General features: G+C 42.4%; 24 protein-coding genes. 14 read left to right on the top strand and 10 right to left on the bottom strand.

The window, feature by feature from the left end; all coding sequences use genetic code 11:
- Window positions 1-17: 17 nt before the first annotated feature.
- Both KEJ24_05150 and KEJ24_05155 read right to left on the bottom strand, forming a co-directional pair.
- Window positions 18-527, bottom strand: coding sequence for a 4Fe-4S dicluster domain-containing protein (locus KEJ24_05150; protein ID MBS7647202.1), 510 nt, complete (start codon window positions 525-527; stop codon window positions 18-20).
- A gap of 12 nt (window positions 528-539) precedes the next feature.
- On the bottom strand, window positions 540-2,402 hold the full coding sequence (locus KEJ24_05155) for an aldehyde ferredoxin oxidoreductase family protein (GenBank protein MBS7647203.1): 1,863 nt from the start codon (window positions 2,400-2,402) through the stop codon (window positions 540-542).
- A gap of 183 nt (window positions 2,403-2,585) precedes the next feature.
- Here KEJ24_05155 and KEJ24_05160 point away from each other — a divergent pair, with 183 nt between their 5' ends.
- Window positions 2,586-2,813, top strand: coding sequence for a hypothetical protein (locus tag KEJ24_05160; protein ID MBS7647204.1), 228 nt, complete (start codon window positions 2,586-2,588; stop codon window positions 2,811-2,813).
- Between the two features lie 27 nt (window positions 2,814-2,840).
- Here KEJ24_05160 and sdhB read toward each other — a convergent pair whose 3' ends face one another.
- From sdhB to KEJ24_05175, 3 genes are all read right to left on the bottom strand, one after another.
- Window positions 2,841-4,406, bottom strand: a complete 1,566-nt coding sequence (sdhB, locus tag KEJ24_05165) for a succinate dehydrogenase iron-sulfur subunit (GenBank protein MBS7647205.1) — start codon at window positions 4,404-4,406, stop codon at window positions 2,841-2,843.
- Window positions 4,407-4,424: 18 nt separating this feature from the next.
- Entirely contained in the window at window positions 4,425-6,125 is a 1,701-nt protein-coding gene (locus KEJ24_05170; GenBank protein MBS7647206.1) for a succinate dehydrogenase/fumarate reductase flavoprotein subunit, read from the bottom strand.
- Between the two features lie 222 nt (window positions 6,126-6,347).
- On the bottom strand, window positions 6,348-8,090 hold the full coding sequence (locus KEJ24_05175; GenBank protein ID MBS7647207.1) for a pyridoxal-phosphate dependent enzyme: 1,743 nt from the start codon (window positions 8,088-8,090) through the stop codon (window positions 6,348-6,350).
- 74 nt (window positions 8,091-8,164) lie between these two features.
- On the opposite strand from KEJ24_05175, the gene KEJ24_05180 reads away from it, so the two are divergent.
- Complete coding sequence (locus KEJ24_05180; protein MBS7647208.1) at window positions 8,165-8,569, top strand: hypothetical protein; 405 nt, start codon at window positions 8,165-8,167, stop codon at window positions 8,567-8,569.
- A 33-nt stretch (window positions 8,570-8,602) separates the two neighbouring features.
- On the opposite strand, the gene KEJ24_05185 is transcribed toward KEJ24_05180, so the two are convergent.
- On the bottom strand, window positions 8,603-8,791 hold the full coding sequence (locus tag KEJ24_05185; GenBank protein ID MBS7647209.1) for a hypothetical protein: 189 nt from the start codon (window positions 8,789-8,791) through the stop codon (window positions 8,603-8,605).
- Window positions 8,792-8,917: 126 nt separating this feature from the next.
- On the opposite strand from KEJ24_05185, the gene KEJ24_05190 reads away from it, so the two are divergent.
- The 6 genes from KEJ24_05190 (at window position 8,918) to KEJ24_05215 (ending at window position 12,625) form a co-directional block, all read left to right on the top strand.
- Window positions 8,918-9,103, top strand: a complete 186-nt coding sequence (locus tag KEJ24_05190) for a hypothetical protein (protein ID MBS7647210.1) — start codon at window positions 8,918-8,920, stop codon at window positions 9,101-9,103.
- Window positions 9,104-9,184: 81 nt separating this feature from the next.
- The gene (locus KEJ24_05195; GenBank protein ID MBS7647211.1) at window positions 9,185-10,423 is read left to right on the top strand and encodes a magnesium transporter; all 1,239 of its coding nucleotides are present in this window, start codon (window positions 9,185-9,187) and stop codon (window positions 10,421-10,423) included.
- A gap of 55 nt (window positions 10,424-10,478) precedes the next feature.
- Window positions 10,479-11,087: a potassium channel protein gene (locus tag KEJ24_05200; GenBank protein ID MBS7647212.1), complete on the top strand. Its 609-nt coding sequence runs from the start codon at window positions 10,479-10,481 to the stop codon at window positions 11,085-11,087.
- 4 nt (window positions 11,088-11,091) lie between these two features.
- On the top strand, window positions 11,092-11,670 hold the full coding sequence (locus tag KEJ24_05205; protein ID MBS7647213.1) for a PhoU family transcriptional regulator: 579 nt from the start codon (window positions 11,092-11,094) through the stop codon (window positions 11,668-11,670).
- Window positions 11,671-11,817: 147 nt separating this feature from the next.
- Window positions 11,818-12,174, top strand: a complete 357-nt coding sequence (locus KEJ24_05210; protein ID MBS7647214.1) for a hypothetical protein — start codon at window positions 11,818-11,820, stop codon at window positions 12,172-12,174.
- A 76-nt stretch (window positions 12,175-12,250) separates the two neighbouring features.
- Window positions 12,251-12,625: a hypothetical protein gene (locus tag KEJ24_05215; protein MBS7647215.1), complete on the top strand. Its 375-nt coding sequence runs from the start codon at window positions 12,251-12,253 to the stop codon at window positions 12,623-12,625.
- A gap of 4 nt (window positions 12,626-12,629) precedes the next feature.
- Here KEJ24_05215 and KEJ24_05220 read toward each other — a convergent pair whose 3' ends face one another.
- The 4 genes from KEJ24_05220 to KEJ24_05235 form a co-directional block, all read right to left on the bottom strand.
- Window positions 12,630-12,998, bottom strand: a complete 369-nt coding sequence (locus tag KEJ24_05220) for a transcriptional regulator (protein MBS7647216.1) — start codon at window positions 12,996-12,998, stop codon at window positions 12,630-12,632.
- Window positions 12,999-13,073: 75 nt separating this feature from the next.
- Complete coding sequence (locus tag KEJ24_05225; GenBank protein MBS7647217.1) at window positions 13,074-14,348, bottom strand: adenosylhomocysteinase; 1,275 nt, start codon at window positions 14,346-14,348, stop codon at window positions 13,074-13,076.
- A 17-nt stretch (window positions 14,349-14,365) separates the two neighbouring features.
- Window positions 14,366-15,721, bottom strand: coding sequence for an amidohydrolase (locus tag KEJ24_05230; GenBank protein MBS7647218.1), 1,356 nt, complete (start codon window positions 15,719-15,721; stop codon window positions 14,366-14,368).
- A 12-nt stretch (window positions 15,722-15,733) separates the two neighbouring features.
- Window positions 15,734-15,919, bottom strand: coding sequence for a hypothetical protein (locus KEJ24_05235; protein ID MBS7647219.1), 186 nt, complete (start codon window positions 15,917-15,919; stop codon window positions 15,734-15,736).
- 110 nt (window positions 15,920-16,029) lie between these two features.
- Between KEJ24_05235 and KEJ24_05240 the strand changes: the two genes are divergently transcribed.
- The 6 genes from KEJ24_05240 (at window position 16,030) to KEJ24_05265 (ending at window position 22,071) form a co-directional block, all read left to right on the top strand.
- The gene (locus KEJ24_05240) at window positions 16,030-16,635 is read left to right on the top strand and encodes a DUF99 family protein (protein ID MBS7647220.1); all 606 of its coding nucleotides are present in this window, start codon (window positions 16,030-16,032) and stop codon (window positions 16,633-16,635) included.
- A 65-nt stretch (window positions 16,636-16,700) separates the two neighbouring features.
- Entirely contained in the window at window positions 16,701-17,054 is a 354-nt protein-coding gene (locus tag KEJ24_05245; GenBank protein MBS7647221.1) for a transcription factor S, read from the top strand.
- Window positions 17,055-17,212: 158 nt separating this feature from the next.
- On the top strand, window positions 17,213-17,968 hold the full coding sequence (pcn, locus tag KEJ24_05250) for a proliferating cell nuclear antigen (pcna) (GenBank protein MBS7647222.1): 756 nt from the start codon (window positions 17,213-17,215) through the stop codon (window positions 17,966-17,968).
- A 7-nt stretch (window positions 17,969-17,975) separates the two neighbouring features.
- Window positions 17,976-19,043 carry a DNA primase large subunit PriL gene (locus KEJ24_05255; protein MBS7647223.1) on the top strand — a complete coding sequence of 356 codons (1,068 nt, stop codon included), beginning with the start codon at window positions 17,976-17,978 and terminating at the stop codon, window positions 19,041-19,043.
- Window positions 19,044-19,182: 139 nt separating this feature from the next.
- Window positions 19,183-19,995: a polyprenol monophosphomannose synthase gene (locus KEJ24_05260; protein MBS7647224.1), complete on the top strand. Its 813-nt coding sequence runs from the start codon at window positions 19,183-19,185 to the stop codon at window positions 19,993-19,995.
- A 42-nt stretch (window positions 19,996-20,037) separates the two neighbouring features.
- Complete coding sequence (locus tag KEJ24_05265) at window positions 20,038-22,071, top strand: DUF2079 domain-containing protein (GenBank protein ID MBS7647225.1); 2,034 nt, start codon at window positions 20,038-20,040, stop codon at window positions 22,069-22,071.
- The last annotated feature ends 29 nt before the right edge of the window (window positions 22,072-22,100 follow it).

Consider the following 22,100-nt stretch of genomic DNA (forward strand, 5'->3'; position numbering starts at 1 on the left):
GTAGAGGAAGGTGATGTTTATGGTGTCGTCGAAGTTTTTAATGCTTCTTGGAAGAGCTTCTTTGTGGCTGTTATTCGGGCCTTCTGGGCCAGCACGTCCGCCGTAACCAAGTCCAAAGCTTCTTCTGGACACCACTTGACACATTGAGGACCATCGGGCTTATCTTTGCAGAGGTCGCAGACGAAAACTACTTTCTTTTCTGGATGAAGCATGATTGCTCCATAATCACATGCTTCTATACACCATCCGCAGCCGTTGCATTTGTCCTCATCCACCAGTATTGTGCCATTCTCCTCAGACTGAGTTAACGCGTCTCTAGGGCAAGCAGCTACACATGGCGGGTCCTCGCAAAGCCTACATGTAATAGAAACATTGACAAGCGGGTTAAGCCTAACAACCCTTATACGGGATTTTAATGGATTGAAAGCTTTCTCCTTGTTCCAAGCGCAAATGTATTCGCAGACTTGGCAGCCAACACACTTGTCCGGGTCAACTGAAACAAACTTTCTTTCATGAATCTTGACCATTCATAATGCCTCCTAGGCTTTCTGGATCTTTGCCTCCACAATTGGGATTAGGTCGTCCATGCCCAAGGCTTTGAGTTTTTCGGGTGTTGGTACACCATCCCTAGTCCAACCTCGTGCCTCGTAGTAATCGTCTAACATTAATTCAAGTTCTTCTTGGGTGACGTAGGCGCCCTTTGATGGGCCTTCGTCTGGAATCGGTACATTCATGACTTTCCATGGAAGTGTGTCGTCCTTTCTGCCCAAGCCTTCCCGCACGTTGATGACTCTGGCAAGGTTGTTTATCCGCTCGCCTTTCAAACGCATTTCTTCAGGTGTTGTTTCCCAACCGGTTACAAGCGTGTAGAGCTTGGCTAGGTCTTCGAACTCCTTGTAGTAGGTGCCTCTTGAGAACTTGCAAATAATCATTGAGTCAATAACTGTGTAAACATCTTCAATGTCCTTAACGGCTTTAGCCCTGCCCTTCTCGTACTTTAACCTGTTAAATTTGCCCTTCACGTCGAAGGCGTAAGACCCATGTCTGTTGTGGTCTGCGCCTCGGAAAGACACAGCGAAACCTAAAGCAGCAGTCTTCAAACAGCGCAGGTCATAACCGGTAACTTCAACGCCCTTAATGTGTTGGGCAAGTTTCTCGGCGCCCTTGCCAATTTTCTCAGCGGCAAACTTTACGCCTTCCGCTAAAATGTCGCCTATACCCTCTCTTTTACCGATTTTTTCAATAAGCTTCACCAAGGCTTCATGGTTGCCGAAACTGGCTTCAATACCATCTGTATCTTTAATTGTTAAGATGCCGTTCTCAAAGCAGTCCATGGCGAAGCCAACAATTACGCCGGCGCTGATAGAGTCTATACCATAATAGTTGCAAAGTTCGCTGCCCTTGATGATAGCATCGAGGCGGTCAACTCCACAGTAGGGTCCCATAGCCCATAATGGTTCATACTCAACCCTTGCCATGGCACCTTTATATGGGCCCTCATTGACAACGCAGACGTGCTCACACCTCATGGCGCACGAACTGCAACCTATGATCTTTGCTACATATCTATCGTTTAAGTATTCGCCGCTCACTTTCTCTGCAGCCTCAAAATGTGCATTGTTGTAGTTGCGTGTTGGCATGCAATGCAGGGCGTTGTGTACCAAAACATTTTCCGGAGTGCCCAAAGTCCTATACTTCTTTGTAGCGGGTCCCTTCATTCTTTCGTGAAATTCTTTGACAAATTCTAGAAACTCATCAGGCTTTGCGACTGTCACGTCTTTTGTCCCGCGGATAGCAATAGCCTTCAAATTCTTCGAGCCCATAACTGCGCCTAAGCCGCATCTACCAGCAGCCCTAGACTTTTCGTTGATTATACATGCTATCCTTACAAGTTTTTCTCCGGCCGGTCCAATGGCGGCCACCCGAATATAGTAGTCGCCTAATTCTTCCTTAATTATGTCTTCCGTTTCGGCTGGCGATTTACCCCATAGATGAGCAGCATCTAAAATTTGGATGGAATCATCGTCAATCCAAACATAAACGGGCCTTTCAGCTTTCCCATGGAAAATAACGGCATCATATCCAGCCCGTTTGAGCTCGGTGCCAAAACTGCCATGAGACTTGGCTTCAGCTATACCGTAGCTTTGCGGGGACTTAGATACAAAAGCATGGCCGTTACCGCCCGTAGGCCAAACAGTGCCGGAAGTCGGCCCGGTTGTCAAGACCAGTGGGTTTTCTGGACTGAAGGGGTCGACGCCCGCCTTTGAATGATCAAGCCATAATCGCATTCCAAGGCCTATGCCGCCAATGTATTTTTTAGCATAATCCTCGTTTAGTGGTTCAATGCGTGTTTTTCCTGTTGTCAAATCTACGTGGAGAACTCTGCCAGCATAGCCATACAATCCAATTTTCCTCCATTTGTTTCAACGAGAATAAAATAACTCTATGCAGTTAATATATTAATGTATCTATTAGCTTTCAAAATCTCGAAACATTAAACTAACAATAGTTAGAGGCGACGCTTGAATGGAACGGAAAAGTTTATCTATGATGGTTATTAGCTTCTTGGTTGAGCGGAATAAACTATGAAGGAAACAATTGAGGCCTTTAAAGCCAAATATAAACGGTTCCTGGAAGGCTGGGATGAAGACCCCTCGGCCTTAAAAGCGGAAGCGGAAAAGCTTCTTGCCGAGGTGAAGGCTAAAGGCGAACAAAGCTTTGCAAGAGAGCTCGAAGAAATCTTGATAGACTTAACTCTTTCAATCGAAGAAACAAAGTGCCATTGCCACATGGCTAACAGGTGTAGATGTTAAAAAGAGGGAGAGAGAGAAAGGAAACTTCTACAGAGTTTCTTTTAAGATTTCAAGAATGTCTTTGATGATTATTTTGCCTTCTACTTCCAGAACTTTTACAGCATCTTCAAGAGTTGTTATGCAGAATGGGCATGCCACCGCTAAGACTTCTGCGCCAAGCTCTAAGGCTTCTTTGACACGGTTCACACATGGTCTTTTTTCCGGTTCAGCTTCCTCTGTCCACACTCTGCCCGCTCCACCGCCGCAGCAGAAGCTTGCTTCTCTTGTACGTTTCATTTCGACAAGTTCTAGGCCGCTTATCGACTGGAGTATGTGCCTTGGTTCTTCGTAGATTTGGTTGCGTTTTCCAAGGAAGCATGGGTCATGATAGGCAACCCGCTTTGGATACGGTTTTGATGGTTTAAGCTTGCCTTTGTCTATGGCTTCAGCCAAAAACTGTGTGTAATGTTGGACGTTTAATCCCAAGTCCTTGTAGGGCTTGTCGTTTTTGAATGTGTTGTAGCAGTGGGGTGAAACTGTTAAAATGGTGTTCGCGTTAAACTTCTGGAAAATAGCTGCGTTATGCTCTGCGAGCATTTCAAATAAGCCTTTCTCGCCCATGCGTAGGATGTGGTCTCCACAGCACCATTCTTCTTCGCCTAAAGTTGCATAGTCGATGCTTAGCTTGTCAAGCATTGTTGCCATGGCTCTGGCGACTTCACGGTTTCGTATATCATAGGCTGTTGAGCAGCAGACGAAGTAGAGTATATCAGCCTTAGTCACATTTGGGTACACTTTAACGTTTAAGCCTTCAGCCCATGCCATTCTTTTGCTCTGGTGAGTTCCCATAGGGTTATAGTATTTCATAACGCTTTCTAGAACATCCTTAACCGTTCTCGGAAGAGTTCCCGTTTCAATAAGGAGGCTGCGATCTTCAATCACAGAGTTTGCGCAATTGACAAGTTTTGGACAGAAAAGTGTGCATGAATTGCATGAAGTACAGAGCCAAACGTTGTCAGCCATAACCTTAAGCCTCTCATCCAAGCCTTCATCTCTTGAATCGGCGATAAACCTGTAGTTGGCCGTTAACGCCGAGGGGCCGAGGAACTTTTCATCTATGGCTGCTGGGCAAGCAGAATAGCAAGCTGAACATTTAGTGCAGAGCGTTAAATCCCAGTATTTTTTAAGGTCTTCCGGAGACTGGAAGAACTCTTCTGGTTTTTTGAAGGCTTCTGGTGGCTTAATAAGTGTTGTTTTGATTTTTCTAAGTTTTTGGAAGAAGGGCTGAATATCCACAACTAAGTCTCTTATAACTGGAAGGTTTGACAGTGGTTCAACAGTCACGGTATCAACGTTTAAGTCCAATACTTGCGTGTAGCATGCCAGCATGGGCTTACCGTTGACGTTTACGGCGCAGCTTCCGCAAATTCCCATTCTGCACGAGTGTCTAAAAGTTAAAGTTTCATCCAAATTCTCCTTGATATAGTTGAGCGCGTCAAGGACTGTTGTTCCACGGTAGATTGGCACTTTATAGGTGGAAATGTAGCTTCTTTTGGCGTCTGGATCATAGCGGCGAATTCGGAATTCAACAACTTTTTCAACTCCACTGTTCATAGTGTGTCCCCTCCTAATCTAATATTTCCGGGCGGCGGGTTGCCACTTCGTAATGGTCACTGGGATATATTCAAGCCTCGGGCCGTCCACTGTGTAATATGCTAATGTGTGGGCAAGCCATTTTTCATCGTCTCTTTTCGGATAGTCAAGCCTTGTATGAGCACCGCGGGATTCCGTTCTTGCCAAAGCACTTATTACCGTTACCTCAGCTAGGTCTAACATAAAGTCAAGTTGAAGGGCTGCTGTAAAACCGGTATTAAAGATTTTCCCTTTATCCTCAACTTTTATGTGTTTAAATCGTTCCTTAAGCATTTTAACCTCCTTAAGAGCGCTTTTAAGCTCTTCGCCCGTGCGGAAAATCCAAACCTTGTTGTTCATAAGCCTCCGCAATTCATCCCTCAATTGTGGGACTCTTTCACTGCCCTCGCTTCCAAGGATCCCATCGTAAACTCGTTTCTCCTCGGCAAGAGCCTTCTCCATTGGAAATTCACGGAAACTCGCGGACGCAGCATATTTTGCTGCTCCTTCACCAGCAACCGCTCCAAAAACGAGACATTCAGCTGTTGAGTTGGATCCAAGCCTATTCGCGCCATGCAGACTTAAACATGAGCATTCCCCAGCCGTGTACAATCCTCTAATTGGAGTTTCTGTTCTAATGTTGGCCTTTATTCCACCCATGGAGTAGTGAGCTGCTGGACGAATTGGGATAAGCTCTTTAACGGGGTCAACTCCTCCAAGTTTTATAGCTACCTCACGTATCAAAGGCAGCTTCTCGTTGATTTTTTCCTCACCTAAATGTCTGAGGTCCAAAGCGATATATGGTCCGTGAGGCCCTTGAAAGCCTCTTCCCTCAAGGATTTCCGTCTGTTCAGCCCTTGCAACCACATCCCGAGGAGCCACCTCCATCATTGCTGGCGCATATCGCTTCATGAAACGCTCACCTTGAGCGTTTATCAAGTAGCCGCCTTCGCCTCGGGCGCCCTCTGTTATTAAGACACCTGAAGGTACAAGTCCCGTTGGGTGGAACTGGACGAACTCCATGTCCTCCAGCGGTGCACCAACACGGTAGGCCATAGCCATCCCATCACCTGTTGTGGTGTGGGAGAATGTTGTAAACTCGTAAATGCGTTCATGACCGCCTGTCGCCATAATAACAGCTTTTGCTTGAAAAGCATGCATTTCCCCAGTTTTAAGCTCTATTGCCGTTAAGCCAACCACAGTGTAATCTTCAACTATGAGGGACGTTGCAAACCATTCGTCGTAAAACTTTACGTTTGGATAAGTTACAGCCTTACCGTAAAGTGCATGCATTTCATGAAAGCCTGTCATATCAGCTGCGTAACAAGCTCTTGGATAAGAGTGGCCGCCGAAAGGCCGTTGGTCTATTTTGCCGTCAGGCGTGCGACTCCATGGGCATCCCCAATGCTCCATGAGGATTAGTTCTTTTGGCGCTTGTCTAACAAAGAATTCAACAACGTCTTGGTCAGCTAAGTAGTCAGCACCCTTCACCGTGTCAAAAGCATGTAAATCAAATGAATCCTTCTCCCGCATTACGGCAGCAGTCCCGCCTTGAGCGCAGACAGAATGTGACCTTAATGGGTGAAGCTTAGAAATGACCGCAATGTCTAGTTTGTCACTGTATTCTGCAGCTGCCACCGCAGCCCTCATACCAGCTAAGCCCGCACCAACGATGACTATATCATGAGAGTGTTTTTCCAATTCACATCAACCCTCAAAGAAGTAGCAAGATTCCTCATTCTAACCTTTATATTTTTCTGAGAGCAACCCTGCATTAAATGTTTCAACGCCTACTTGAATATAGGCGGGGAACTCAGTGTTATACTGATTATCGGTGCATCAGAATTCAATAAACTAAAGCTTGGAAAATTCTTTTAACTCTTCCATCTATCTGAAAATTTACATCATAAGTTGGAGGGGCAACTATCTGCTCTTCTGCTGTGCGCTTAAGTATTTTTCAAACTGTTCTGCATATTTATATCCGCTGTCTGGGAAAACTAAGACATATACTCCTTTTTCTTCGGCTATTTTTTCGAAGGCGTGAGCAACTGCGCCTGAGCTTAGTCCTATTAAAAGGCCTTCTTTTCTTGCGATTTTTATCGCAGCCTCTATGGCTTCTGACTTTTTTACGTCTATTATCTCGTCGAAGCGTGTCCAATGTATCCATTTCATGCCTGTTTCCACCCTTCTTATTCCAGGAATTACTTCGTTTGGTGCTGGTTGTACACCGACTATCTTGATGTTGTCTCCATATTTGGCTCTGAAGTAGATGGATATGGCGCTCATATGGCCAGAGGTTCCTACACCTCCGATAATGCACGAGGGCTTTAGGCCTAGGCTTATTAATTGCTGGTCTATTTCTCTTGCCGTGTGTTTGAGGTGCGCCTTAAGATTAGCGTCGTTTTCAAACTGATTTAAGTGTGCAGCTCCATGAACTTTTGCCTCTGAATCTACTTGCCCTATAGCCTCTACGGTTAATCCAACCGGTAGTCTGACAACCTCGGCTCCTAGGACTTTTAGGTAGATGTCGCTTACCTTTTGTACTGTCATTGGGATGTAAAGTCTTGCTTTAGCTCCGAGAATATTTGCTATTGAGGTTAGGGCTATTCCGGTATTTGTTGATGTTGCTTCATACAAAAATTGTTTAAGCTCTCCTCTCTCTATAGATTCCTTAATCATGTACCAAGCTATCCTATCTTTAACGCTGTTGCTGAAAGGGTTGAAGCATTCAAGTTTTGCCCAAACGTTTCTATCGCTGGTTGAAAGGGAATTTAGCTTGACTAACGGTGTTGGCCAACTTTCATAAAGCAGTTCTAAGCTGCCATTATAAACATTAAAGACTTTTTTGTTCGGCTTTTCCGCTTTAAGCAGTTTTTTCAAGGGAACATTTATTTTGACTTGCTCAGTTAAAAGAGTAAAACTTTTAGATGGCAGTTTTTTTCCTTTAAGACCTGCCTCTAAAATCGCCTCTTTTGTTATGGTTTCAAGTTGCGGGTTTAAAGTTTTTACTTCTACTTTGTTGATGTCAACGCTTAATGCTGGCGCTTTTTCAGCTGAGAGTAAGTCTAATGCTTGGAAAGTTTCATAACCGTAGAGCAAGACTTTTGTTTTTTTGTCTAGGATCAGTGGCGTGTCAACGTTTTCTGTTGTCAAGAATTTTGTGTAAAGCTGCAAAACATCCTTTAAATCGGTATGCATGGCTGTTTTTACGGTTCCTAGCGGGATAAATTTAAGTTCGCTTTTCAAGATTTCTAGTGGAACGTTTACTCTTTTTCCGATGGATGATATATGTACTGAAACGCCTTCGTTTTTTATCATGTGTCGTGTTGTTTTTGGTGGAAATCTTTTACCTGCTAAGGCAGCTTCTATTATATCGCGCTTTGTTAAGTTATAATTATTCTTCCATGTTTCAACTTCAATGTCTGGCGATTCATAATCTACGTAAACTACAGGCACCATTTTACATCCAAGGTTTTTTAAAGCATTATAGCGGTGCTCACCGTCAAGGATAACGTTTGTTTTTTCGTCAGCGACTATTGCGTATTCTAAGACTGCTTTTGAAGCTATGTGTTTGATTAATTCCTTAAGATATTCCGGGTCTATTTCTTCATGTTGGTGTAGTTTTTCCAGTTCTACTAAGTGTATTTCGTTGGGCTTTCCAGACATTTTAACACCGTTAAACAAAATTTAACACCGTTAAAAATATATAAACTTACCGCTAAAAATAAGTGGGGAACAAAATGAAACCTCCATGTGTCGTGGTCGTAAAATACCTTTTACCAGCAATAAGAGTGCTTGTAACTAAAGAACTCATAGAAAAGCATAACATGCGCAAGATAGATGCTTCTGAAAAGATGGAGTTAACCCCCGCCGCCATAACTCAATATTTTAAAGGTGAGAGGGGCGCAACGTTAACCCGCGAAATAGAACAATCGCCAGAAGCAATGAAAATGATCTCAGGTCTTGCTGAAGCCATCGCAAGAGAAGAAGCCACGCCAGAAAGCATTATAGAAAAACTATGTGAGATATGCGCCACGATAAGATATGAAAAGGTCATTTGCAGACTTCATCAGGAAGACCTTCCAACGCTTGACGCTTGTAAATGCGTCACATGCTATTCACAACTCAAAACAGAAGCTAGATAGCTCTTCAAAAGGCGAAGATACACACGTAAATCATTATTGTTTCACCATAACCACGGCTCTCATTGATTTACGTTTACTGTTAACTTTAACTATTTTCACTTTAAGCGTCTTAAGAAATTCCTTTGCAGCTTTTCGGGCTTCCCTTCTCGACTGGTATGTGCCCTTTAACTCAATCCAAGGCAATGTTTCGTCAACTTTTATCCAAACAGCGTACACCTTCACCACAACACTTCAGTGTTTATTAAAAATTTGAGTTTCAGTAATTAAAACGGTTATGAATCTTGAATATGAATGAAAAATTAATTAAGGTGTTCCGCAACCATTTCATGGTTTAGGAGCGATAAAAAGGTGAAGTTTAAAGACGGGCTTGGAAACGCTCCTCTGAAGGAGTGCCTATGGAACATGGAAGAAAGCCTACAAGGCCTGGAAGGCGAAAATGATGAAGTCAGCCAATGCCATGCAAAAATACGGAAACAACACTACTTTACTAATGTTCCACACCAAACCGCCCTATCCAACCATCAAGTTTTGTAGAATTTTGCTTCTTAAACTGGTTTTATTAGCGTTGAATCCTTCTTTTGATTTTTCAACGCTTTAATGGAGGATTTTAGGCTTATGGCTCCGGACATTAGGCTGGGGTTTGCCAAAACCTTGAAGCAGTCGCTGATGGCTTACGCATTCAATGTCTTCGGTATAGTGGCTGGAACCCTTGTCGCATATTATTCTGGGCTTTTTCAGCGGCTTCCTTGGGCCGTGGTGATTTACCCTCCAATATTAAGTGCAAGGGGGGTCATAGGTGGATTGTTTTGCGGAAGGTTAAGCACAGCCCTTCATCTTGGCACTGTTCAGCCTCGCTTTTTTGGAAACACCAAAAGTTTCTATCTGCTTTTTCAAGCAATAGTCTTCCTAACTTTCGAAGCAAGTTTATTAATGGGCTTGGTGGCGGTGCTCTTTAGAGCTATATATTTTGGTATGTTTACAAGTGAGTTATGGGACATGGTTAACGTGCTTATGGCAACAATGGCTCTTGCTTTGGTTGTTATTTCTCCGCTGACCTTAACTGTCTCCTTCTTATCCTTCAAGCATGGGTTAGATCCAGACATAATTTTGTATCCCGTGGAATCCACCATTTCAGATCTCTTAATCACTGTCATTTACGTTTCTGTACTCAATCTACATGTTATGCGCAGCTCATTTTTATACTTCCTTTTTGCGTCGAGCTTAGCTTTACTCTTTACGTCACTCTATATTCTTGCTAGAAACATACAAGAACCAGAATTCACCAAAACTTTGAAGGAATCCCTACTAACCCTCCTAATAGTTTCATTTATAATCAACGTTGCTGGAACAGTTTTAGGAAGAGTTGACGAGCTTATACGCGAAAAACACGAGGTTTATGAGGCTTATCCAGTCTACGTGGTTTATCCAGCCTTAATAGATACTATAGGAGATGTAGGCTCTGTCGTAGGTTCAACTGCCACTACAAAACTTGCTCTTGGTACTTTGAAGGCGTCGTTCTCCTCAATAAAGAATCATTTGACAGAGGTATCCGGTGCTTGGGCAGCCTCTCTAGTAATGTATTTTGCCTACTCCATTTTAGCCCTAGCTATAAGGGGGACGCTCTCACTCGTGAAAATTGCAAAGTTTTCTCTACTTTTGTTTACAGTTAATGTATTGGCTGCTGCACTAATAATTTTAGTTTCTTATTCTGTGGCAATCATAACATACCAGAAGGGTTTAGATCCAGATAATTTTGAAATCCCAATTGAAAGCTCTTTGGCCGACACCTTGACAACGATCTCCCTGTTTGTCGCCTTAACTTTCTGGACTTGGGTGTGGATCCAGCCCTTCTAGGATAAGGGTTAAAATATTTTGATGTCTAATATTTTGTTGGAGCGCTTCAAAGGCTATGCAATCATTCGAAAAAATAGAGTACAAACCAATACCAGTTAGAGAACTTCTCCGAGAGATGAAAGACTTATCTGAACTAATGATTGACTTGGCATATTCCGCAGCCCTCTTTAACGACAAGGAGCTTGCCGAGGACGTTTTAGAGCTTGAGAAACGTATAGACACTTTAGCCTATCAACTGGAAATGACGACGATGATAGCTGCCCGAGACGCTGAAGATGCTGAAGCACTAGTGGGCGTTTCGAAAGTAGCGTCCGCAACGGACAAGATTTCAGATGCTGCCGCTGACATAGCTGCCATAGTGACCCAAAATATAGGCGTCCATCCTATTGTAAGCGAGATCTTCGAAAGAGTTGAAGAGCGTCTCATAAAAGTTAAGGTACAAGAAAGGTCCGTCCTCGCTGGGAAAGAAATAGGTGAACTTGAACTCGCCCCAAGAATGGGTGTAGATATAATCGCCATTTACAGAGAAAAAGACTGGATAATCAACCCGAAGAAAGAAGAGAAAATCCGCACGGGTGATGTTTTAATTGCCAGAGGAACCTCTGAAGGATTAAAAGAGCTTAAGGGACTCTGCGAAGGGAAACTTGACAAAGTTGAGGGCTAGGAACATGTCTGGAAAAAGTCTTAAAAAGTTTGAGGAAATAGTCAAACGTTTCGTAGAGCTTAAAGACACGTCGGAACTCATGATCGACTTAGCTTACTCGGCGCTTCTTTTAAACAGCAGGGAGCTTGCTGAAGAAGTGCAAAAACTTGAGGAATACATGGACAAACTGCATACGGAATTTGAGCTACAAGTTCTCACAAGCGGATTCAGAAAAGAAGAAGCAAAAGGCTTCCTAGGCTTAGTAAGGCTTGGGGTTGCAACAGAAAAAATAGCTGATGCTGCTGCACAAATAGCCGAGGTGGTTCTAAGAGGATTAGAACCTCATCCAGTTTTAAAACTGGCCATAGAAGAAGCTGAAGAAACCATAACACACGTGCAGGTGACAGAAAACTCTCCATTAACGAACAAGGCGTTGAAGGACGCCAAAATTCCCGAAGAAACCGGCATATGGATTCTCGTCATAAAAAGAGGTGACAGATGCATCAGACCGAAACCTGAAACCAAAATCCAAGCGGGAGACATCCTCATTGCTTCCGGCTATGCTGAAGGAATTGAAGACTTCAAAAAGCTAGCCGCTCCTTAATGTTTTTCAAGCGACTATATTCTTAATAAAGATTTTAGATTCATCAATACTATAAACTTTGGAATTTAATCTAATTTTTGGGGGAAAACTACGAGACAGAAAAAGGAATATTCTCTTGAAATCCAAAGACATATTTGCCAAAATTTGATGTGTGGAAAAACATTCTCAAAGCCGTTAAAAGTTGAAAATTTAAGCTCTGGAACCCCAGTGTTTTACGAGGCTTGCCCATACTGCCTTACAGAAATAACCATGGAGAAAAGTGGTTCTCCGGCAACTTTCTTTGAATCGAAGCCTTTGCCAATTGAAGAAAAAGATGTTAGAAAACCTGCGTCTAAACCAGAATTGGAAACTGTAAAAGAGATTCAACAAACTTCTTTGGAAACGCCCAACTGCAAACATCACTTTGGATATTTAAGCGAACGCTCCTCAAGAGAGTGGATTCCAGAAGAGTGTATAATTTGCCCTAAAATAGTCCAGTGCATGCTTAAAGGCGTAACTGCATAGGTCGGTTGCTCATGATACACGCATCTCCTTTTAAAGTGTTTATACACCTCTTAAAAATTGTAGGGAGAACAAACTGTTGGAAACGGCTCTACAGAAAAAGTCTCCAGGAGTAGTCGCTTCAGCCGCAACCCAATTTAGGAGATTGAACGCTGAATCTGTTACATCAGTAGCCGCGGGCTTCCTTAAGCGGATAGGCTACAAAGGAAGCTTGAAACCAAAAAAAGCGTCGCTGGAGGAGGGAATCTACACCGTTGAAGTAGAATTGAACAAATTCACAGCAATAATCCACATAGACACTGAAACTCAGGAGATAAAATCATATGAAATTCAGCCTAAAGGGGAGGAAGCTTCCCTTATTCCAGCTTCCCTAAAAGCAATAATAGTGGTAGTGGCTATAGCAATGGCCGTGAACATTGCGTTACATTTTATCTTCAGATTATTAGGCTTATAGGAGCTTATTTTTCTTTTTTAGCCTTTTTTTCGGTTTTTTTCTCTTCTTCTTTCGTTTCTGCGGCGGCTGTATCTGTTTTTTCCACTTCTTTTACCTCTGCTTCAGCGGTTTCCTCCTTCTTCTCTTCAAGTTCGCTTGTAATTTCCTCTATTGGTTTTGGTGGGGGTGTTGTTGCCATAGTCCAGCCGATCCAAGCACCGATGGCCATAACTGCAATGAACGCAATGAACACTGGTATCGCAATTAGCGTGAATGATAGCTTCCATTCAAAGGGATTTCCGCCCACATAAAATAATCCGACGGTGTATAATATACCTATGATGACACAGACCGCAAATATTACACCACCAATCGCCTGATCTTTACTAACCAACTTTACATCACCTTTTAATTTTTCAAGCCTAATGTTTTATCATTTGTATATTTAAAAACTTTACCATGTTTTTCGTTATATTGTTCCTAACTCCCATGTGGATAGGTATTTTTTCTGCTCTTCCGTCAACGTGTCTATTTTTACACCCATGGCTTCAAGTTTAAGTTTAGCAACTGTTTCGTCGATTTCTTTTGGCACTTGGTAGACTTTCGGCGGCATCTTTTCAGACTTTATCAAGTATTCAACACATAAAGCTTGGTTTGCAAAAGACATGTCCATAACTTCTGATGGATGTCCCTCTGCAGCAGCGAGGTTTACAAGTCTACCCTCTGCCAGAAGGTAGAGTTTTCTTCCGTCTTTTAATCTATATTCCTCAAGGTTCTGCCTTATGAGCCGTTTTGATGCCGCAAATTCTTCAAGGTCTTTTAGGTTTATTTCCACGTTAAAGTGGCCGCTGTTGGCGAGAATGGCTCCGTCTCGCATTTTCTGCATGTGCTCTTTTCGAATAACGTTTATATCACCTGTTGCCGTGACGAAGATTTCGCCTACTTTTGCAGCTTCGCCCATGGGCATGACTTGGAAACCATCCATGACAGCTTCAAGCGCCCTTAACGGGTTGGTTTCCGTGACAATTACGTTGGCACCCATGCCTCTGGCTCTGTGTGCTATGCCTCTTCCACACCAGCCATAACCGCACACAACAAAGTTTTTCCCAGCTAGCAGGATGTTTGTAGCTCTTAAGATGCCGTCTATGGTGCTTTGGCCTGTTCCATAACGGTTGTCAAAAAGATATTTCGTGTACGCGTCATTAACCGCTATTATGGCATATTTAAGGGCACCGTTTCTCTCCATGGCTTTAAGCCTTAAAACCCCAGTTGTTGTCTCTTCAGTGCCTCCTTTCACGTTTGGTAGGGCGTCTGTTCTTTTGCTGTGTATTGTGCTTACAAGATCTGCTCCATCATCCAAGGTTATTAGGGGCTTATGATCTATAACTCTTTCAATGCACCAGTAATATTCTTCCGTGGTTTGTCCACGCCAGGCAAAAACGTGGACGCCAAGCTGGGCTAAGGCTGCTGCAACCTCGTCTTGTGTTGAAAGAGGATTAGAGCCGCATAATGCGACGTTTGCTCCACCGGCAAGGAAAGCGTCCACTAGGACAGCAGTTTCCTTTGTAACGTGGAGACATGCGCCAAGCGTCACGTTCTCAAAGGTTTTTTCTCGGCTGAACTTTTTCTTGATTCGGTTTAATACAGGCATGTGCTTTGAAGCCCATTCTATCTGCAAAAAGCCCTTTTGAGCCAAGCTTTCATCCTTAACTTTGGAACACACCAAAGTGACACACTTCCACATGCAATTCTTTGACTTGACTATTTAATATTGCGCTTGAGGCGTTCTAAGAGGCTGGTTTTGGCTTTCTCAGCCATCTCCATGACTTCCTCCAAACTCACGGTTGTTGGCCACCTATTCTCAACAATTATTTTTCCGTTCACCATAACTGTTTCAACATCTGCGGCTTTCGCTGCATATACCATGTGGCTTACCTCGTTGTGGACTGGGCATAGGTGCGGTCTGGCGAAATCTATTATGGTTAGGTCTGCCTTTTTGCCCGCTTCTATTGAGCCTATCTCTGAATCCCATGAAAGAGCCTTTGCCCCTTCAATGGTTGCTAAGCTTAAAACTTGTGGCGCTGACATCAAAGTTGGATTTTTATTTACTCCTTTGTGAAGCAAAGCTGCAATTTTCATGACCTCAAACATGTCCGCCGAATTATTGGAGCATGGGCTATCAGTGCCAAGCGAAACTGTCACGCCTTGTTCAAGCATTTTAGGAACCGGACTTATGCCTGAAGCAAGCTTAAGATTTGAAATTGGGTTGTGGGAAGCTTTAACGCCTCTCTGTTTCATGATGGCTATGTCTTTGTCTGTTAAAGCCACACAATGCGCTGCAATAACTCGTTCGTCTAAAACATCTAACGAATCCAAGTACTCTATTACGCCGCCTTTAAAGTTTACGTTAAAGGTTTTGCGAGTTTTCTCCAGTTCGTCGCCGGTTTCGGCCGCGTGAATATGCCAGATTATTGGTGCCTTTTCTGAACCATACTTTTCGTTCAGCTCGCTGCATAAAGCTTTGAGCTCCCGCATGTATTCTGGGTCAACAGTGTATGGTGCATGGGGATCTACGCTTACTCGTATCAGTCCATCAGCCTTGCTATGCCATTTCTTAGCTAAGTCTTCTAAGGCTTTCTTGTCATCTTTTTTCCGCCATGAAAAACATACGTGTCCTACAACAGCTCTTAAACCTACATCAGCAAAAGCCTTTGCCTCGTTTTCATCTGGCGTATAATGGTACATAGTGTTAACGGTTGTCGTGCCGCCGAGAATAGACTCTACAGCTGTCAATAGTGCGCCAACATAAATGTCATGTGCGGTCATATATCCTTCTATTGGCCAAATCCATTCTTCGAGCCACTCTTGCAAGGGCAAGTCGTCCGCGTAGCCCCTTAACAAGCTCATTGCAGCGTGTTGGTGCGTGTTTATAAGTCCGGGAATCACCACCTTGCCTCTAGCGTCTATTCGTTCGTAACCTCTTGGATATTTCCTCAATAGCTCGCTAGTTTTTCCAACGTCAACTATTGTTCGATCTTCGACAACTATGGCTCCGTCTCTGATCACTTGGTTATCTTTCATGGTAATTATTGTTCCACCATAAATTACAAACTCCATTTACTGGATTCCTCACTTCTTGAAAGCGTGTTTAGCAATAAGGAGCGTCAAGCCCGCGGTAAAGAATATAGCCTCGAAGAATTCATGGTGCATTATATCAGCCAAGTCGAATGGTCTTTGCCAAAAAACTAGGTGATGCACGACTAACAAAACGCCCAGGGCTATTAAGAAAAAGCTTAGGGCGTGCGCCTTATCCATAGTCTACCACACATAGCTAATTCTGTCTAGGGCGTAGCGTCTTTAACTTTTCCGCTTAAATTTTATAGCATGTTCTTCTCTTATGTCTGTGTGCTGTAAGAGGGTAAGTTTTGACATACAAAAAGTTCCGAATAATCAAGCCAGAAATCCGCGTTTTAGGAGTTGATGATGGAATCTTTAAACCTAAAACACGGGGCTTTGTGCTTGTTGTGGGTGTTGTTTTCCGTGGAGGATACTGGCTTGACGGAGTAATGCATACAAAAATTAAGGTTGACGGCACAGATGCCACAAGAAAAATTGCCTCAATGATAATAGGCTCACCTCACTATAAACAGTTAAGGGTTATAATGTTGGACGGGATAACCTTCGCAGGTTTCAATGTAGTGGACATAAAGGAACTAAACGCCAAAACGGGGCTTCCAGTTATAACGGTAACACGTGAAAAACCAAACCTTGAGGAAATACGAAAAGCATTAACAAACCTTCCAAAAAGCGAAGAGCGTTGGAAAGCTATACTAAACGCTGGCGAACCCATCGAGATACCTGTTAAAGACGGAAAAGAGAAGATTTACATGCAGGCAGTCGGAATAAGCTTAGAAGACGCCGTAAAAATTTTGAAGTTAACTTCCACTCGAAGCAATATACCTGAGGCTCTTCGTGTAGCCCATTTGATCGCCTCGGGCATAAGCGCACCTTTTAGCCTCAATCTTAATTAGGGACAAGAAAAGTTTAAAAGACACCGTGAACATGGGAAAACAACTGAAGACTGGAGCTATAAACAATGGAATTTTGTCCGAAATGCGGGACTCGCCTCGTGCCTAAAAAGGGCAAAACCGAGAAAAAGGAATCCCTAACTCTTACTTGTCCCAAATGTGGTTACAAGAAGCAAATGGTGAGTGAGGAAGTAACGCCTAAAGTGGCAAAAGTTATACAACATAATCCACAACAAAAAGTTGCAGTAATTAGCAAGGAAGAGCAAAAGCTTCGGACGTTGCCAACTGTGAGGATTGAGTGTCCAAAGTGTGGAAGCAACACAGCATATGTTTGGCAGGTGCAAACACGCGGAGCAGATGAATCCTCAACCCAGTTCCTACGCTGTACAAAATGCGGTTACACGTTCAGGGAATACAGCTAACATGTTTTTCTCAATGTTCATTACTTCTCTTCTAAAACTTGCTGTGCATATGCTATAGCAATCCCCTTTATGGTTTTATAGTCTTTAAAGGGGGTTGAGCGTTATGCAAATCTTTTATAGCTCTGCATGTTATAACCAGAAGATAAAAGGTGACGCAAGTGTTCAAGCTTAAGGTTGCAGATGCTAAACTTTTAAGGGATATGGCGAACTCCATATCCATTCTTGTGGACGAGGCGACTTTTCAAATAGCACCAGATGCTTTGAGGCTTAGAGCGATGGATCCATCCCGTGTGGCTATGGTGGATTTTGAGTGGCCGAAAACAGTTTTCGAAGAATATGTCTGCACAGAACCGTCAAAGATATGCATAAACATAAGTGAACTTTTAAAACTTTTAAAAAGAGCCGGAAAGGATGAAGTTATTGAGCTTGCTCTCGACGAGAGAACAGGCAGGCTGCAGGTAAAGATAACTGGAAAGTATACGCGAAGCTTCACCATGCCGACTCTTGAAGCTTCAGAGGAGGAGGTGCCAACACCGAAAATAACCTTTAATGTTAGAGCTAAAACCACAACGGAAGGACTACGCCAAGCTATAGAGGATGCTGAACTCGTAAGCGATCACGTCCGCATAGAAGCAGACAGCGAAAAACTCGTTTTCCAAGCAACTGGCGACCTCATGGGAGCTACAATAGAACTCAAAAAGGGAAGCGATGCGCTATTAGACCTGGAAGCAAAAGAACCCTCAAAGGCTACCTTCAGCCTAAGCTACCTATCAGAAATAATTAAGGCAGCGTCCGCCACCTCCGATATTGCAACTCTTGAATTCTCCACGGACATGCCAATAAAACTCGACTTCCAGCAAGCAAAAGAAGGAAAACTAGTCTTCTATTTAGCACCAAGGATCGAAACAGCTTAGTGGAAAAATGCAGACTACAACCATAAAATTCACGAAAAATGATTTAGCTAAATACCCCTTTTTAAAAGAGGCAGCGGAGTACGTAAAAACCCTAGATTTAAACATTGAGGATCTCGTGAGTCCAGATTTTTCCCAGATCCTTAACCGTGCCAAAGAAAGAGTTGAAGAAGCTATATTATATGCTATTGTAACCAGAAAACTCCAAAACGAAGAAATCGAAATTTTATCCTTCCCAACAGCTATAATGCTTGCTGCAGCAACAGAAAACTCGTTCATCAAAAGGCGGTACGCCCTCGCGGAGGCAAAACAAGCCTATGGTGACCTAAAATTCGAGTCGAGAGAAAAAATAGTGGCTGTGGCTAAAAACTTCCAGTGGAACATCACCTTGGCAGATTCTGAAGAAGCTATGGCGCCATACGAGTTTAAACTTCACTTTACAGACTATCTAAAAAACACGGCAAATCTCCATGAGAAAAAATGGAAGCTTGTCAACCGCCTCTTAGCTAACGGATACGTTTACCTAACAAAAACAGAAACTGCAAGACTCCTCAGCGAAGAGGTTAGACGACATATAGAAAAACGTCTAGAAATAGGAGAACTTCCAAAACTACCGCAAAAAATAGTCGGAATAGCAGAAACACTAAAAACCTTAACCTTAGAGAAGGTAAGCAAAACCGAAATAGAAGGCATACCGAAAACGATAAATGTAGATGCGTTTCCGCCATGTGTGGCTATCCTATATGATGCTGCTCAAAAAGGGCGCCATCTCTCCCATATAGCTAGGTTTACCTTAACAACTTTCCTGGTAAACATAGGAATGCCCATAGAAAACATAATAGGTTTATTCAGGGCTTCATCAGACTTCAATGAACGCCTAACCCGATACCAGGTAGAACATATAGCGGGCGAAAGAGGTTCAAGAACGCGATATAAACCACCGAATTGTGAAACTCTTAAGACCCACGGGATATGCGTCAACCCTGTCGAATCGTGCAAAGCAGTTAGACACCCGCTGGGATTCTACAAAAAGCATAGCGCCCAAATGGGAAGTTCTACACGCAACCATGAAAAGTAGCCCTTTAATTATTCAAAAAGAAAAAACCCGGAATGAAAGATTTGATTTAGTTATTCTGTTCTAGAACCTAGACTTAAATTAGACTAGAACATATTAGTCTAAGGTTAATGTACCTGTAAGATATACTTACGTGGTACTAATGATGACCGCTGGGATGTTCTTATCAACGATGCTTACACACTACCGGATGAAGGACAGGAAAAATCCAAAGGAAATCTTCAATGGAACTGTTGAAGGTAACTTAGATTTGGTTTCGGAAGTTGGAATAATTCTTCCAACATATTGCGAGGCAAAAAACATTGGGGAAATTCTACAAAAAATTGAGGAGTTAAACCTAAACGCTTCCATTCTCGTTGTAGATGACTCCAGCCCAGATGGGACAGCGGATATCGTGCGGAGGATTCAAGGAAAATATGAAAACATTCTACTTTTGGAAAGACCTAGAAAGTCAGGCCTCGGGTCAGCAATAGTTAATGGCTTTAAATTCTTCCTATCCCTCAAGCATCCACCTAGGTTCATCATAACAATGGATGCAGACCATTCTCACAATCCTGCAGAGATACCAAGGATATTGGCCCCCGTTAAAGATGGTGAGTATGACTTATGCGTTGGGAGCCGTTACTGTCCAGGAGGCGTTGTTAAAAACTGGAGTCTCCTTAGGAAAATTCTAAGTAAAATGGCGAACCTCGCTGCAAAACTAGTTGTAGGTGGAGGAATCTCTGACTACACAAGCGGAATGCGCTGTTACTCAACAAAACTCGTCAAAAGCATAATTCATGAGTTACATAGTCAAACGTATGAGATACAAATAGAAACAATAAGGCAAGCGTATATGCGAGGTTTCAGGATAACAGAAAAACCTATAACTTTCATTAATCGGAAAAAGGGAAAATCAAAACTTTCAATAAACGAAGTGCTTGATTTTATCTCTTACATGATCTCCGCAGTGTAAATCAAACACTAAAAATTCTTAAACCACATGGGTTGATAGACTATGAGGACAATGTTATCAAGGTTTCTTGAAAAGATTAAAAAAGTGAAGGAAATTGAAAGAATACTGGCATATAAGATATTTTGGGTAGATTTAAGTGCGTTGATTGTAGCTTTGATGATTTGTTTGTATACAATCTTTTTTTCATGTTTCACAATTTTGAAACACTATTCTTTCAGGACTTACGCTTGGGATCTGGGAATATTCAACCAAGCTTTTTGGTTCACTGTGAAGTATGGTAAACTATTTTATAATACACCTGAGTTGCTTATTAATCCCTCTGGAAATTTTTTAGGTATACATTTTAGCCCAATTCTTTTCCTCATACTACCTGCGTATGCTTTTTATCCATCTCCAGAAACTCTTCTCATCCTTCAATCTTTTATATTAGCTTTAGGCGCCGTTCCGCTTTACAAGTTAAGCATGCACGTTTTAAAAAGCAGAGTTGCATCTATAGCTTTTGTTTTCGTCTACTTGCTATATCCTCCGCTTCACGGAGTGAATTGGTTTGATTTTCATGTTCAAGCGTTTCTGCCGCTTTTCTTTTTATCAAATATTTACTTTCTAGAGAAGCAAAACTGGAAGTGCTACTTTGTTTTTACGTTGCTATCTTTGTTGTGTGAGGAGCATGTTTCTTTTGCTGTCGCCTTTATTGGTCTTCTTATAGCGTTACGATATAGAAGACAGCTAAAAGTAGCGTTAAAAACTAGAAACTTTAGAGATCCGATTTTTTCAAGCGCCGCATTCACGGTTTTTCTTGCAATATTTTGGTATCCAATGACCTTATGGATACGGAACACTTTCTTCCCCATTAATCCGTCGTTTCTTTCCACGTTCAAAGCATCTGCGAACTGGGACGTTCTAGGTGCTTCCGACCCAATCCTAATTCCAATATACATTATCTTTTACCCTCAGAGAGCTATCAACGCTCTCCAATACGATTTTCTGGTGAAAATCGTGTATCTCCTTATATTATTTGGTCCTCTTGCTTTCTTTTCATTCCACAAAGCAGAATACCTTCTTCCCACTTTACCATGGTTCGTTTACTCTCTCTTCTCAAATTATCAGCCATATTATACAATTTATGACCAGTACCCAGCCTATGTTATAGCATTCATTTTTGTTTCTGCACTATATTCAATGTCTGCCTTGCAGTCATCACGTGGTAAAACGCGCAAGCTGTCAATGATTGTCTTATTTAGCCTAGTAGCATATTTTATTGCTTCTCCCACAAGCTTTATTGTAAACCAATATTATGATGCAGGCTTGAGACCAGCATCGCAACATGAACTTTTCATACATGAGATTCTGTCCTACGTGCCGGTTAACGCTTCAATAATAACGCAGAACAATCTCTTTGCCCATGTTTCCAGTAGGCTCCATGCTTACGTTGTTCCAGTTGAAGGGATATGGCGCCAAAACGAACTTGAATGCAAAAAATTTGTTAGCACAATTTTAGACAACGTTGATTATGTTTTGGTAGACATAAAAACCGATTATTTCGCATCTGCTAAAATTTTTAGCATCCTGAGTAAACGAACAGATTTTAAAGTTTTAGTTTCAGCAGATGGTATTGTTCTCTTTAAAAGAGACTATGACGGAAAAGCGCTGATACTCGCATCCTACACGCTCATTTATTCTTACAATAACCTAAACGTTTACGCAGGAGAAATTGTAATAAACTCAGACGCGACGAGCGCTAACGTGCTACATTTTAACGGTTCAATGGGACCAGCGCCACTTTTCTGGAGCAGTCCGCGCACCCTTCTTCCACCGGGCAACTATACGGTATCTTTGAGGATGAAAATTAATGGGACTGGCGAATTATTCAAAGTAGAGTTATGCTGCAACGGGGGTCAAAACGTTTTGGAATCAAAACAATTTTACGATTTTAATGTCGCCCTTAACTCCTGGAAAATCTATGATGTCTATTTCAGCGTCACACACCCTCTCACCGATTTTGAAATCAGAGCGGTAGACATGACTAAAAATGTCGACGTATACCTTGATTGTATTGAAATAACCCAGTCAGCTTGAAATGTATATAACTTCGTAATTTTGGATTT

This window comes from Candidatus Bathyarchaeota archaeon (assembly GCA_018396705.1).
Lineage (GTDB): Archaea > Thermoproteota > Bathyarchaeia > Bathyarchaeales > Bathycorpusculaceae > DRVP01.